General features: G+C 60.1%; 11 protein-coding genes. 5 read left to right on the plus strand and 6 right to left on the minus strand.

The genetic code is table 11. The features are described from left to right. Positions 1–96: 96 nt before the first annotated feature. Complete coding sequence (locus tag JOE32_RS00630; RefSeq protein ID WP_209980511.1) at positions 97–864, minus strand: class III extradiol ring-cleavage dioxygenase; 768 nt, start codon at positions 862–864, stop codon at positions 97–99. Positions 865–967: 103 nt separating this feature from the next. On the opposite strand from JOE32_RS00630, the gene JOE32_RS00635 reads away from it, so the two are divergent. Next, positions 968–1,624, plus strand: coding sequence for a thiopurine S-methyltransferase (locus JOE32_RS00635; RefSeq protein ID WP_209980513.1), 657 nt, complete (start codon positions 968–970; stop codon positions 1,622–1,624). 174 nt (positions 1,625–1,798) lie between these two features. Here JOE32_RS00635 and htpX read toward each other — a convergent pair whose 3' ends face one another. Both htpX and JOE32_RS00645 read right to left on the minus strand, forming a co-directional pair. Then, positions 1,799–2,686 (minus strand): protease HtpX, encoded by an 888-nt coding sequence (gene htpX, locus JOE32_RS00640; protein WP_043050458.1) that lies wholly within the window; start codon positions 2,684–2,686, stop codon positions 1,799–1,801. Between the two features lie 304 nt (positions 2,687–2,990). Continuing rightward, positions 2,991–4,202 (minus strand): pyridoxal phosphate-dependent aminotransferase, encoded by a 1,212-nt coding sequence (locus JOE32_RS00645; protein ID WP_209980516.1) that lies wholly within the window; start codon positions 4,200–4,202, stop codon positions 2,991–2,993. Positions 4,203–4,404: 202 nt separating this feature from the next. On the opposite strand from JOE32_RS00645, the gene msrB reads away from it, so the two are divergent. Beyond that, on the plus strand, positions 4,405–4,797 hold the full coding sequence (gene msrB / locus JOE32_RS00650; RefSeq protein ID WP_209980518.1) for a peptide-methionine (R)-S-oxide reductase MsrB: 393 nt from the start codon (positions 4,405–4,407) through the stop codon (positions 4,795–4,797). A gap of 129 nt (positions 4,798–4,926) precedes the next feature. Beyond that, positions 4,927–5,412 (plus strand): glutathione peroxidase, encoded by a 486-nt coding sequence (locus tag JOE32_RS00655; RefSeq protein ID WP_209980520.1) that lies wholly within the window; start codon positions 4,927–4,929, stop codon positions 5,410–5,412. A 30-nt stretch (positions 5,413–5,442) separates the two neighbouring features. Here the strand turns inward: JOE32_RS00655 and JOE32_RS00660 are convergent, their stop codons facing one another. Continuing rightward, positions 5,443–7,752: a response regulator gene (locus tag JOE32_RS00660; protein ID WP_209990245.1), complete on the minus strand. Its 2,310-nt coding sequence runs from the start codon at positions 7,750–7,752 to the stop codon at positions 5,443–5,445. Positions 7,753–7,921: 169 nt separating this feature from the next. Here JOE32_RS00660 and JOE32_RS00665 point away from each other — a divergent pair, with 169 nt between their 5' ends. Continuing rightward, a complete protein-coding gene (locus tag JOE32_RS00665) occupies positions 7,922–8,812 on the plus strand; it encodes an ATP-binding protein (protein WP_209980523.1) in 891 nt (296 codons plus the stop codon). Then, positions 8,809–9,291 (plus strand): GAF domain-containing protein, encoded by a 483-nt coding sequence (locus JOE32_RS00670; RefSeq protein WP_209980524.1) that lies wholly within the window; start codon positions 8,809–8,811, stop codon positions 9,289–9,291. The genes JOE32_RS00665 and JOE32_RS00670 overlap by 4 nt, the downstream gene beginning before the upstream one ends. Here the strand turns inward: JOE32_RS00670 and JOE32_RS00675 are convergent, their stop codons facing one another. Beyond that, positions 9,292–12,930 (minus strand): transporter substrate-binding domain-containing protein, encoded by a 3,639-nt coding sequence (locus tag JOE32_RS00675; protein WP_209980527.1) that lies wholly within the window; start codon positions 12,928–12,930, stop codon positions 9,292–9,294. Positions 12,931–12,938: 8 nt separating this feature from the next. Next, the gene (locus JOE32_RS00680) at positions 12,939–13,565 is read right to left on the minus strand and encodes a response regulator transcription factor (RefSeq protein ID WP_209980529.1); all 627 of its coding nucleotides are present in this window, start codon (positions 13,563–13,565) and stop codon (positions 12,939–12,941) included. Positions 13,566–13,577 lie beyond the last annotated feature (12 nt).

A 13,577-nucleotide genomic window follows, 5' to 3' on the forward strand; every position in this document is an offset into this window, starting at 1 on the left:
ATTTTTTTGGATCAGTCCCCGGTCAACTGTGGGAGGGGGGCGTGCTCCCGATGGCGGTACAGGGGCCAATACCTGCAAGGCTGAGCAAACCCGGCGTCAACCGAAGCGGTAGATGTCCATTCCAAGCGCACCCAGGGTGAAGCCCTGGTGCTCGATGCTGAAAGGGCCACCCGCACCGCGAGCGAAATACAGCGGTAGCAAATGTTCATCGCTGGGATGGCTGCGCAGCGCATGCGGCGCCAGGCGGCGATAGTCGTGCAGTATTGCCTCGTCATCGGCGGCGAGGGTCTCCACCATCCAGTCACGAAACTCCCTGGCCCACGGCTCGATGCTGTCCGGTCCGGCGCGCCAGTCCAGTTCACCCAGGTTATGGGTGATGCTGCCGGAACCGATCAACAGCACACCTTGCTCGCGCAGGCTGGCCAGCGCACGCCCGACACGGGTTTGCAGGGCCGGGCCCATGCGGCTGGGCAGCGAGACTTGCACCACCGGGATATCCGCCGCCGGATACATCAACGACAGCGGCACCCAGGTGCCGTGATCGAATGGGCGACGCTCGTCGATCTGCGCCTCCAGGCCGTCTGCGTGAAGCCGCTCGACAATGGCGCTCGCCAACTGCGGATCGCCCGGCGCCGGGTATTGCACCGCGAACAATTCGCGAGGGAAGCCGCCGAAGTCGTGCCAGGTTTGCGGCGCCGCACTGCCGCTGACCAGCAGCCCGGCGCTTTCCCAGTGCGCCGACACCACCACGATCGCCTCAGGCTTGGGCAGCTCTGCCGCCAGCCGCTGCAGAGCAGGGCCGCTGGCGCCCGGTTGCAGGGCGAGCATGGGCGAACCGTGGGAGATGAACAGGCTGGGCAACATGCGTAGGGTCCTGAGGGTTAAGATGCTGCCATCTTCAGTCAGGTCATTGATCTAAATCCAATATAAGTTTTAGCGCTTTTTGATCGAATTTCCCGGGGGATTTATGCAGCCTGAATTTTGGCAAGCGCGTTGGGCGCGCAATCAGATCGGCTTTCACCTGCCCGAGGTCAACCCGTACCTGCAACGCCACTGGCCGAGGCTGGGCGTGGCCGAGGCTGCAAAAGTGCTGGTGCCGTTATGCGGTAAAAGCCTGGATTTGATCTGGCTGGCCGCGCAGGGGTATCGCGTGATGGGCGTGGAGCTGTCGGAGCAGGCGGTTCAGGCGTTCTTCAGTGAGCAGGGCCTGACGCCACAGGTCGTTGAGAAGGGCGCCTTCAAGGTTTATCAGACGGGACTGATCGAGCTGTGGTGCGGTGATTTCTTCGTCCTGGATGCGCAGGCGCTGGGTGATTGCAGTGCGCTGTATGACCGCGCGGCGCTGATCGCCTTGCCGCCGTTGATGCGTGCGCAGTATGCCGGGCATCTCACTGCGCTGCTGGGGGCCGGCACAAAAGGCCTGTTGGTCACGCTCGACTATGACCAGGTGCAAAAGGCCGGCCCGCCCTTTGCGGTGAATGATGACGAAGTGCGCACGTTGTTGTGTGAGGGCTGGAGCGTGGATGTGCTGCAAGAGCAGGACATCTTGGGCGAGAGCTGGAAGTTCGTGCAGGACGGCGTCACGCGACTGGAGGAGCGCGCCTATCGGCTGGACCGGCGCTGAGGTCTGCGCTGTTCATGCCAACGCCTTCGCGGGTAAGTCGAATTGTCGCGCCGGCGCTCCCACAGGGGATCTGCGCTTAACTGACTGACATTAGGGCTTACCCGCGATGGCGTTTCAAGCACCCACAAAAAAGGAGCGATCAAGTCGCCCCTTTTCAGTGTCACTGCCTGACCGTCAGCCGCGACGGCGCAGTGCGTCGATTCGCTCTTCCAGCGGTGGATGGCTCATGAACAAGCGCGCCATGCCCTGTTTGATGCCGCCGTTGATACCGAAGGCGGTCAGGCTGTCCGGCATATGCACCGGCAGGCCCTGTTCGGAGCGCAGGTGCTGCAAGGCTGCAATCATCGCCCCGGTACCGGCCAGACGCGCACCGGCTTCGTCTGCACGGAATTCGCGTTTGCGCGAGAACCACATGGTGATCGCACTGGCCAGGAAACCCAGCACCAGCTCGGCGAAAATGGTCGCCACGAAGTAGGCGATGCCGCGACCCTCTTCGTTCTTGAAGATCACCTTGTCGACAAAATTGCCGATGATCCGCGCGAAGAACATCACAAAGGTGTTTACTACGCCCTGTACCAGCGCCAGGGTAACCATGTCGCCGTTGGCTACATGGCCGATCTCGTGGGCCAGTACCGCCTTCACTTCATCGTAGGAAAAGCGTTCCAGCATGCCCTGGCTGACCGCAACGAGCGCATCGTTCTTGTTCCAGCCGGTGGCGAAGGCGTTCGCTTCATAGGCCGGGAAGATCCCGACTTCGGGCATCTTGATGCCGGCCTCGCGGGACAATTGCTCGACGGTCTGCAGCAACCATTGCTCATGTCGGGTACGGGGCTGGGTGATCACCTGGGTACTGGTGCTCATTTTCGCCATCCACTTGGAGATGAACAGCGAAAACAGCGAGCCGGCAAAACCAAAGACCGCACAGAAAACCAGCAGCTGATTGAGGTTCAGGTCAACCCCGTTGGCCGCCATGAACCCGTTGAAGCCAAAAAGGCTCAGGGTGATGCTGGCAATCAGCACGACCGCCAGGTTAGTGGCCAGAAACAGCAGGATGCGCATCATGGTTGTAGAGTTCTCCTCATGCTTAATATGTCGCGTACTGCGGGGTATATAAGGTGCAGCCTGGGGTGATTCAACCGGGCGACTATTTCAAACTGTGTCCTACACCTTTTATGTAAACCCTTGAAGGGATTTTCCTACCTGACAAACCGCTCGGCACGCGCTTTCAATCGCCTTGCGGCCTAGTGTTTACGGGGCCTGGCGGTTGCCGAGAGTTCAAGGGATGGGTCAGACCCAGGGCCGGCCAGAGAAGTGTTGCCAGATAATCGCTGTACGACCAAAAGCTGGCCGTACAGTGTCATTTTCGTTACTGGCGATAAGACTTGAGGAAGTTGCCGATACGGCCAATGGCCATTTCCAGGTCATCCACACGCGGCAGGGTCACCACACGGAAGTGATCCGGCCACGGCCAGTTGAACGCGGTGCCCTGGACTACCAGCAGCTTTTCCGACAGCAGCAGGTCGAGCACGAACTTTTCGTCGTTGAGGATCGGGCACACCTTCGGGTCGATACGCGGGAAGGCATACAGCGCACCCATGGGTTTGACGCAGCTCACGCCGGGAATGTCGTTGAGCAGCTCCCAGGTACGGTTGCGCTGTTCCAGCAGGCGGCCCTGGGGCAATACCAGATCGTTGATGCTCTGGTAGCCGCCGAGGGCGGTCTGGATCGCGTGCTGGCTTGGCACGTTGGCGCACAGGCGCATGTTGGCCAGTATGTCGATGCCTTCGATGTAGCTCTGGGCATTGTGCTTGGGCCCGGAAATCGCGATCCAGCCGGAGCGGAAACCCGCCACTCGATAGGACTTGGACAGGCCGTTGAACGTCAGGCACAACAGGTCCGGGGCCAGGGAGCCGGTGCAAATGTGCACGGCGTCGTCGTAGAGGATCTTGTCGTAGATCTCGTCGGAGAACACCACCAGGTTGTGCTGGCGTGCCAGTTCGAGCATGCCCAGCAACACTTCCCTGGAGTACACGGCACCGGTGGGGTTGTTCGGGTTGATGATCACCAGGGCTTTGGTATTGGGAGTGATCTTGGCTTTGATATCGGCCAGGTCCGGGAACCAGTCGGCGCCTTCATCGCACAGATAGTGCACCGGGTGGCCGCCGGCGAGGGTCACAGCGGCGGTCCACAGCGGATAATCCGGCGCGGGTACAAGCACTTCGTCGCCGTTGTTGAGCAGGGCCTGCATGGACATCACGATCAGCTCGGACACCCCGTTGCCCAGGTAAATGTCCTCGATGCCGACACCTTCTACCTGCTTCTGCTGGTAGTACTGCATCACCGCCTTGCGCGCGCTGAACAGGCCTTTGGAGTCACTGTAGCCCTGGGCTGTCGGCAGGTTGCGGATCACGTCCTGGAGGATTTCTTCCGGCGCTTCGAAACCAAAGGGGGCCGGGTTGCCGATGTTCAGCTTGAGGATGCGATGGCCTTCCTCTTCCAGGCGTTTGGCGTGCTTGAGCACGGGGCCGCGAATGTCGTAGCAGACGTTGGCGAGCTTGTTCGATTTGCTGACCTGCATGGCGATGTGATCCTGAAAATGAACGATCCAGACGGCGAAGACACTACCGTACTGTGAATCCTGCGCGGTCCGCACCTGTAAATACGTTTGAATGGCGGTGGCGCGGGTGCCAGACTGGCGTTTTGAAGAGGCGCAATCATACGTGCCGCCTGATCCATGGAAAAGACACAGATCAGGGTTTTTCAGTGACCGAGGTGTACCGATGGATAAGTTGCAGAAAACCGTTGATGAATGGAAAGCGATGCTTGATCCGGAGCAATACAACGTATGCCGTCTCAAGGGCACCGAGCGTCCGTTCACCGGCAAGTACAACGACACCAAAGCCGATGGCGTCTATCACTGCATCTGCTGCAATGAAGCGTTGTTCGACTCCACCACCAAATTCGACTCCGGTTGCGGCTGGCCCAGCTTCTACGCGCCGATTGCCGACAGCGCGATGATCGAGGTTCGCGACGTCAGCCACGGCATGATCCGTACCGAAGTCACCTGTGCCAAATGCGATGCGCACCTGGGCCATGTGTTCCCGGACGGCCCGCCGCCGACCGGCCTGCGTTACTGCATCAACTCGGTGTGCCTGGACTTCGTGCCGCGCTGAAGTCCAATGCGGGAGGGGCCTTGCTCACTCCCGCATGCTGATTGCGCTCCATCAGCGCCATCGATGTAAATTGCGCACGATTGAGTTGCCCGCTATTTTTCAAACCCTTCCACTGATCGAGACTTTGCCATGGCCGACCCGCTGCTTAGCATCCCGTGCACCACCATCAAGGGTGAGCAGAAGACCCTGGCCGATTTTGCCGGCAAGGCCATCCTGGTGGTCAACACCGCCAGCAAATGCGGCTTCACCCCGCAGTACAAGGGCCTTGAACAACTCTGGCAGCAGTACAAGGACCAGGGCCTGGTGGTGCTGGGGTTTCCGTGTAATCAGTTCGGCAAGCAGGAACCGGGCGATGAAGGCGCGATTTCAGAGTTCTGCGAGCTGAACTTCGGCGTCAGCTTCCCGTTGTTCAAGAAAGTCGATGTCAACGGCAGTGATGCCCACCCCTTATTCGTTCAGCTGAAAAAACAGGCGCCCGGCCTGTTGGGCTCCAAAGGCATCAAGTGGAATTTCACCAAGTTCCTGATCGGCCGCGATGGCCGGCAGGTCAAGCGGTTTGGTCCAACCACCAAGCCACAGGACCTGACCCGGGAGATTGAAGCGCTGCTCAAATGAGCGATGCGACGCGCATGTGCCTTGCGCAACTCAACGCGCTGCCGCCTCGGGAACCCACAGGTCCAGCAGCGCATTGAGTTCCTCGCGGCGGAATGGTTTGGCCAGGTAGTCATCCATCCCCGCCGCTCGGCAGCGCTCGCGTTCTTCGGACAGCGCATTGGCCGTCAACGCGACAATCGGCAGATCCGGCCAGCGGCCACTGCGGCGGATCTGGCGGCTGGCTTCGTAGCCGTCCATCACCGGCATGTTGCAGTCCATCAACACCATGTCAAAGCGCTGTTCCTCAAGAAACTTGAGCGCCTCGCCGCCATGGGCCGCCACGATCACTTCACAACCCAGCTTGGCGAGCATGCCTTTGGCCACCAATTGATTGACCGGGTTGTCCTCCACCAGCAGGATGCGCGCCCGGTGCGCCAGCGGCGCGGCTTCCCGCTGCACGGTATCGAGCGCCAACTGCGTGTCGCTGCGCAGGTTGCGTTGCAGGATCTGGTACAAGGCATTGCGGCTCAAAGGGCGCGCCTGTTGCTGCAAGGGCGCGAACGCGGCGACCTCTTCGCCGGGCATGAAATTGCCGTAGGCGGTGACCACGAGAATGGGCGCGGTAATGCCCGGGCGGATGCGGAACAGGCATTCCGGGCAGTCGGTGATCAGCAGGTCGGGCGTTTGCCCGGTCATGTCGTCATCCATCGTCAAACAGCGCGTGGTCAGCCCCCAGTGCGGCAGCAGCGAAGTGAGCAGCTCCGTCAGGCCGCTGCCGGTATGGGTGATCACCAGCACTTCACCTTTGAGCGGCGCCTGTCGGCTGGCGGGTGAATGGGTGGGCAACGGCAGTTCGGCGCAGAACTGGCTGCCAAAGCCCACCTCGGAACTGATGCTCAACCTTCCGTGCATGGCTTCACACAGGTTGTGGGTCAGCGCCAGGCCCAGCCCGGTGCCGCCAAACTGGCGGGTGATGCCGGCGCCGGCCTGGGTGAACGGCTGGAAGATCTTTACCTGCGCGTCCTGGGCGATACCGATGCCGGTGTCGCAGACCTCGATTTTTACCTGATCGCCCTGGGCGCTGAGCCGCACATCCACGCGGCCGAAGCGCGTGAACTTCAAGGCGTTGGAGAGCAGGTTGCTGACGATCTGCCGTACCCGCGTCGGGTCACCGAGCACCTGTGCCGGAAATTTCGGATCGATCAGGCAGGTCAGCTCGACGCTCGGCGCCGCATTCTGCGACAGCAGGTTAGCGGTGTCTTCCACCATTGAACCCAGGTCGAACGGGATGCGCTCCAGTTCCAACTGGCCCGCGTCGAACTTGGAGAGGTCGAGAATATCGTTGAGCAAGTCCACCAGCACCTTGCCGGAGTCGTGGGCGATGGACAATTGCTGGCGCTGTTCGGCGTTCAGCGGGCTGTCCAGCGACAACGCGATCATGCCGAGCAAGCCATTGAGCGGCGTACGAATTTCGTGGCTCATGTTGGCCAGGAACGCTGCCCGCGCCTGTGCCATGCCCAGGGCGTTCATCTTCGCCGCCTCCAGCTCATCGTTGGATTGGCTCAGGCGCTGGTTGCTGGCCTTGAGCTCCAGAGTGCGCGCCGAAACGATATCTTCCAGCTGCCCCAGGTATTCGGTGAGGCGATCCTCGGCGTGGCGGCGCTGCTGGATTTCGGTTTGCATGTTGTCAAATTGCTGGTTGGCCACGTTGACCAGCACGCCGATCTCATCCTGCTCATGCCCTGGCGGGCAGTCCAGACGCGCCTGCTTGCGGTCGCTCAATTCGCGGATGATGCGCACCAGTGGCTGCGTCAGCATCACGTAGAACAGGCCCAGCAGGATCCCGGTCAGCAAGAGGCTGCGCACGAACCCGTTGAGCAGAGTGATTTCGGCGCGGCGCAGGAAGCGGCTGCCGAAGGCATAAGTGTCAACGTCCAGGTACAGCACGCCGAGTGACTCGTCGGGCATGTGGCTGAGGAACAGACGGTCTTCGAATTGGCGATTGGCGCCAAACAGGAAATCGCTGATGGGACGATAGGTGCTTTCGCTGCGCGGCCGATTGACGTCCGCGAGTATCACGCCGTTGTTGTCGACCAGTTGCGCGCGGATGATGGCGGGGGAGTGCAGCAGGCCCAGCGTCAACTCCTTGGCCAGTTCAGCGTCGATGTTGTAGGCGATGCGTGACGCCGGGTTATGGCTGATTTCGATCAGCGAGCGAATTTCACGGTTGATGGATGCGTCTTCGCTGGCATAATCAATGCCAATTTGCCCAAGGCTGAGCAAGGTTCCCAGGATGAAACCTACCAGCACAGTCAGTTTGGCTTGTTTATAAGACAAGCGGTGGGCGAACCTGATATCCATCGAGTGTTGAACCACTTCACGTTTCCTTTCGCCGGCAAGCATAGCTGAACATCCGCAAGCCAAGGCTTGCCCGGCACGAATCGTTTATTTTTACAGGTGCAGCCTGCTGCGGCCAGCAGCACGGCTGCCAATACGCCATCTTTTGCAGGAACTTGCCAGAGGAATAGACGTGGACTCTCGATTGAACGCTTTTCTTGAGCGTGCCGACGCGGTACTCGCGCGGCTGGAACCCTTGTTACCCGCGCCCCGCCAAGCCATCGACTGGCATCAGTGCCTGGCCGCCCGTTGGCAGCGCGAAGGCCGCAGCGGCTTCCTGCTGCCGCTGGAGGTCAGCCTCGACATGCGCCTGTCCGACCTGATCGGCGTCGACAAACAGCGCGAGCAACTGGCGCGCAACACTCAGCAGTTTATTAACGGCCTGCCTGCCAACCATGCGTTGCTGTGGGGCTCGCGGGGCACCGGTAAATCTTCCATGGTGCGTGCCCTGCTGGCCGAGCACGCCAAGGCCGGCTTGCGCCTGATCGAGATCGAGCGCGACCACCTGGCCGATCTGCCGCGCGTGGTCGAGCAATTGCTCAAGCTGCCGCAGCGTTTCATCCTCTTCTGCGACGACCTGTCGTTTGAAGCCGGTGAGGGCGACTACCGCATCCTCAAGAGCGTGCTCGACGGCTCGCTCGAGCAGGCGCCTGACAACGTGCTGCTGTATGCCACCTCGAACCGCCGTCACCTGGTCCCGGAAAACCAGAGCGACAATGACAACTGGAAACGCGTGGACGGCGAGCTGCACCCCAGCGAAGCGGTTGAAGACAAGATTGCCCTGTCCGACCGATTTGGCTTGTGGCTGTCGTTCTATCCGTTTACCCAGGAGCACTTCCTCGATGTGGTCGAACACTGGATCGGCGAGCTGGCAAGCACGTCCGGGTTGCAGTGGCAGCGCGATGAAGCCCTCGACATTCTCGCCGTACGCTGGGCCACCGGACGGGGTAACCGCAACGGCCGTTGCGCGTATCAATTCGCCCGCTACTGGGTGGGTCTCAAATTGCTGGAGCGTCAACCATGATCGATTTGCAACACGCAGGCACCGGCCTGGACGGCTACGCCATGTTATGCGCGCAGTTGGAGTCGCTGCTGGCGGATGAGCGTGATTTCACCGCCAACAGCGCACAGTTTTCCGCGTTTCTGTACAACCAGTTGGACGACCTCAACTGGGCCGGTTTCTACCTCAATCGTAATGAAGAGCTGGTGCTGGGTCCGTTCCAGGGCCAGATTGCCTGTGTGCGTATTCCGTTTGGCCGCGGTGTATGCGGTGCGGCGGCGGCATCGCGACAAACCCAGCGGGTGGAGGATGTGCATGCGTTTGCCGGCCATATTGCCTGCGACAGCGCCTCGAACAGTGAACTCGTGGTGCCGCTGGTCAAGAATGGCCAGTTGATTGGCGTACTCGACCTCGACAGCCCGTCGCTGGCCCGCTTCACCGAGCAGGACCAGGCGGGTATCGAACAACTGGCGGCGATTTTTCTACGTTTGACGGATTGCTGATCAGCCTGGCGCCTTCAGGCTGTTGAGTTGTATGAGCAGCGTCCTCTCCAGCTCAAGCATGCCTTTTTCCAGGATTTTGATGGCCGCTTCGATTGCAGGCCAGTCATCTTCCCGGGCACAGGCCTGTTCCACGGTCTCGCACTGCGCGGCCAGAGTGCCGGCCTGGACGATGCGTGCAGCGCCCTTGATCTTGTGCGCCTGCTCGATGAACGCCTGGAGGCTCGCGCGCTGCGCGGTGAGGGCCATCAACTCCTGACGGTCATCACGACTGCTGCTCAATAACTCTTCCATCAGGCGGCGGCTCAATTGGGCGTCACCTCCCGTCAAGTGGTCGAGGCTGGCGAAGGCCGGCGGCGTGCCGCAGGATTGTCGCTCGACCTGCGCCAGTTGTCGCTCCAGCACCGTGAGGCTGATCGGCTTGAACAGGCAATCGTCCATGCCGGCCTCCTTGCAGCGCAGTTTTTCCTCCGGCTGGGCATTGGCGGTAAAGCCCAGCACCACACAGGGGGGGAGTTGCTCGCGCTGTTCATATTCGCGGATCGAGCGGCTCAACTCATAGCCGTTCATGATGGGCATGTTGCAGTCGGCGATGACCAGGTCGAAGCGTTCCTGACGCCACGCCTGGAAGCCGGCCGCACCGTGTTGGGCAGCGGTGAACTGATGCCCCAGATAGCCCAGTTGCTGGCACATCAGCAAGCGGTTGGCAGGGTGGTCATCCACCACCAGCACGTTGAGCACCGCAGCAGGGGCGGGGTCGGCCGGCTTTGGCTCGTCCACGCGCTCGACCGGCTGCAGGCTCGGCATTTTCAAATGGACATGCACCTGGGTGCCGACCATCGGCACACTGCTCAGGCTCAGTTGCCCGCCCATCATGGCGCACAGGCTGCGGCATATCACCAGCCCCAGACCTGCACCGCTCCTGGCCAGTTGCCCGGAATTGTCGGCCTGGGCGAAAGGTTCGAACAGGCGCATCTGGTCGTCACGGCTGATGCCGATACCGGTGTCCTCGACCACCAGCTTCATTTCCACCTGCTGGGGCTGGTCGGTGGGTTGCACGTCCACCTTGATCTTTACCTGCCCGTGTTCGGTGAACTTGATGGCATTGCTTACCAGGTTCGACAGCACCTGTTTGAAGCGCAGCGGGTCGATCAGCACTTCGGTAGCGTCCTGCTCCGGCTTGAACTCCAGCAGCAGGCTGAGGGTTTTCTGCCGCGCCAGTCCATCGAATACGCGCACCACCGACTCAATCACTTCTCGCAGATTCACGCGCTCCGGTGCCAGGCTCAAACGTCCGGATTCGATACGCGCGATGTCAAGGATATCGCCGATCAACTCCAGCAAGTCCTTGGCCGAGTTGTAGGCCACCTCGATGGCCGGACGATCAAGATGGCCCTGGTCGGCGCGCTTGAGCGTCAGTTCGAGCATGCCGATCACCGCGTTCATCGGCGTGCGGATTTCATGACTCATGGTCGCAAGGAAGGTACTTTTTGCTCGATTGGCTTCGTCGGCGCGCTCCTTGGCCGCGCGCAGCTCGTCGAACAATTGGCGGCGATCACTGATATCGATCCAGCCACCGATGATGCCCTGGACCTCCCCGACCGAGTCGCGATAGGGAAGAATCCAGTGATAGATCGTCAGCTTTTTGCCCTGGATATGCAGGGTGCGATCCAGAATCAGCGGGTTGCCCTGCGCCACGACCCGCTGGTAGTCGGCGTGGTACTGCGCAGCTTCCGCCTCGATGGCCATGTTCATCTGGGTCACGTTTTTGCCGATCACGTCTTCACGCTGGACGCCAAACGCCTGCAGGTAACTGTCGTTGCAGGTCTGCAGCAAACCACTGCGATCCCGTACATAGATCGGATGCGGGGTTTCATTGACCAGTGCGCGCATGAATTCGAACTGATCGTTGAGCGCCCGCTCAGCGCGTTTTCGCTGGGTGATCTGGCGGCGCATGTAGGCGTTCCAGGTCAGGGACGTGAGCAGTAACAGCCCGGCGCCGATGATGATTTGCGTGATCAGACGGTGGTAGTTGCGCCAGTAGCTGTCGGAGGCTGTGGAGTATCCCCGCCAGCGGCTGTTGATGATGCCCAGTTCATCCGGGGCAATGCTGAGCAATGCTTTATCGAGGATCGAACTCAGCTCGGTGGCTTCGCGCGACGTGGCCAGGGCAAAGGTGGCCGGAAGGGTGCCAATGCTGGTGCTGATCTGCAGCTTGTCCTGGAACACCTGGGAAGACAGCAGGTAATTGGCGATCACCAGCGAATTCACTGCGCCGTCCACCTGTCCCTGTGCCAGCAGTTCGGAGGCCTTGAAGGTATCGCCGGCCTCCACCTGTTGAATCAGCGGGAAGTCCTGGGCGAGCATGTTGACCAGCGGGTTGCCTTGGGTGATCGCCAGGCGTTTGCCCGCCATCTGTTCCAGGTTCAGTGGGGCTTTGGGCTCCTTGCGTGTCAACAGCACGTAGGAGTTTTCCAGATAGGGACGGCTGAAGTTCAGTTGGTTCTCCCGCTCATCGCTGGGAATAATTGCACCGATGATGTCGGCTTTTCCGGTGCTGACCTCTTCGATCATCGTGCTGACTTCACGTGTGCGCCGAATCTCGAAGCGCAGGCCGGTACGCAGCTGAATCAGTTCCAGCAAGTCGGCGGTGACGCCACGGAATTTGCCGTCTGCGTCAAAAAAGGTCAGCGGCGCAAAGGTTTCATTGACCAGCACGCTGACCACCGGATGTTCCTGCAGCCAACGCTCTTCGCGCGGCGTCAGGTGCAGCTTCTTGTCCGTCAGCAGGATATCGCTGCCGGCACTCCAGCGCTTGGCGATACTGTCTCGTTCGTTGATCGGCACCGCGGCCAGTACCGAATCGACAAGGGACAGCAGGATGCGTTGGTCCTGGCGTAACGCAAAGCTGAAACCATAGGCTTCATGTTTGCCGAAATTGGCCATGCGCACATTCTTCAGGTAGCCCTTATTGATCATGTAATGGGTGGAGATGGTATCGCCCAGAAACACGTCGGCCTGGTCGAACGCCACTGCATTCAAGGCGTTCTGGTACGAGGGATAGGTGCTGATGTGCGCTTGCGGGTACAGCTTTTCCACTTCGTCCAGCGGCAGGTAGTGATACACCAGGCTCAAGCGCAGCCCGGCCAGGTTATCGTTCAGGCTGCGGGTTTCTCCCTCGCGGGTCACCAGCACGGGTTGATCCACCGCGTACGGCTCCGACAACACGAGGTTCGCGTTGGCGGCCTCGAAGCCATTGGCGGAGCCCAGCAGGTCTATGTCGCCCGATTCAAGGGCGCGGATTGCTGCCTCACGTGTGGGATAGCGCAATACTGTGATGGGCAGGTTCAGGGCATCGGCCAGCAGCCCTGCGTAGTCGGCGGTCAACCCCTCGTAGTCGCGACCGCTGGAGGTGAGGTCGAAGGGCGGGTAGTCGGGCGCAGCAGTCCCCAGCACCAGTTCGCGTTTGTTCTGCAACCATTGGCGCTGTGTCCTGTCCAGTCGAGACTCCAGTTGAACGGCACCCGCACGGCTCAGTAAGGTGAAGTGTTCCGGGCCGGTTTGATGATCGGCGGGCGCGGTCGTGCTGAAGCACACGCCGGCAATTAATATAACCAAATAGTCCTTTATACGGCTGGGCATCCGCTTTCTCACACTAGCGCGTTTCGTTTTGCCATCTCGATAAGTTCTACCAAGGACTTGGCTTTCAGTTTTTGCATAAGGCGTTTTTTATAAGTGCTCACGGTTTTATTACTCAAAAACATGCCTTTTGCTATTTCCTTGTTAGTACGGCCCTGGGCAAAAAGTTGCAAGACCATCAGTTCCCTGTCATTTACCATTTTAAATAATTCAAGTTCCTCCGCGTCGTTGCCGTCCGCGCTGCCGGCATTCAATGCCTGGCTGGGAAAATAGTTGTAGCCGGACAGTACGGCGCGGATGGCACTCAGCAGCTCACTCAGGTCACCCTCTTTGCACACGTAGCCGTCGGCGCCCGAGCGCATACAGCGCGTGGCGAACAGCGTCGGGCATTGGGCGGTGAGGATCAGAGTCTTCATCGACGTGTTCATGGCGTTGAAACGGCAGAGCACTTCCAGGCCATCCAGTTTCGGAATGCTGATATCCAGAATGATCAGGTCGGGCATGCATTCGCGCACCATCTGTATGGCGTCGCAGCCATTATCCGTTTCACCAACGACTTTATAACCTTCATGTTCCAGCAACATTCGAATCGCCAGCCTGATAACGGGATGGTCATCAATGATAAAAACGGTGTTCATAATCACATTCCA

The sequence above is a fragment of the Pseudomonas sp. PvP025 genome (genome assembly GCF_017832155.1).
Classification (GTDB): Bacteria; Pseudomonadota; Gammaproteobacteria; order Pseudomonadales; family Pseudomonadaceae; genus Aquipseudomonas.

What these genes read in the sequence shown, in the direction of transcription:
- JOE32_RS00630 (WP_209980511.1), bottom strand. Translation starts at nt 864, where the DNA reads ATGTTGCCCAGCCTGTTCATCTCCCACGGTTCGCCCATGCTCGCCCTG.
- JOE32_RS00635 (WP_209980513.1), top strand. Translation starts at nt 968, where the DNA reads ATGCAGCCTGAATTTTGGCAAGCGCGTTGGGCGCGCAATCAGATCGGC.
- htpX (WP_043050458.1), bottom strand. Translation starts at nt 2,686, where the DNA reads ATGATGCGCATCCTGCTGTTTCTGGCCACTAACCTGGCGGTCGTGCTG.
- JOE32_RS00645 (WP_209980516.1), bottom strand. Translation starts at nt 4,202, where the DNA reads ATGCAGGTCAGCAAATCGAACAAGCTCGCCAACGTCTGCTACGACATT.
- msrB (WP_209980518.1), top strand. Translation starts at nt 4,405, where the DNA reads ATGGATAAGTTGCAGAAAACCGTTGATGAATGGAAAGCGATGCTTGAT.
- JOE32_RS00655 (WP_209980520.1), top strand. Translation starts at nt 4,927, where the DNA reads ATGGCCGACCCGCTGCTTAGCATCCCGTGCACCACCATCAAGGGTGAG.
- JOE32_RS00660 (WP_209990245.1), bottom strand. Translation starts at nt 7,752, where the DNA reads ATGGATATCAGGTTCGCCCACCGCTTGTCTTATAAACAAGCCAAACTG.
- JOE32_RS00670 (WP_209980524.1), top strand. Translation starts at nt 8,809, where the DNA reads ATGATCGATTTGCAACACGCAGGCACCGGCCTGGACGGCTACGCCATG.
- JOE32_RS00675 (WP_209980527.1), bottom strand. Translation starts at nt 12,930, where the DNA reads ATGCCCAGCCGTATAAAGGACTATTTGGTTATATTAATTGCCGGCGTG.
- JOE32_RS00680 (WP_209980529.1), bottom strand. Translation starts at nt 13,565, where the DNA reads ATGAACACCGTTTTTATCATTGATGACCATCCCGTTATCAGGCTGGCG.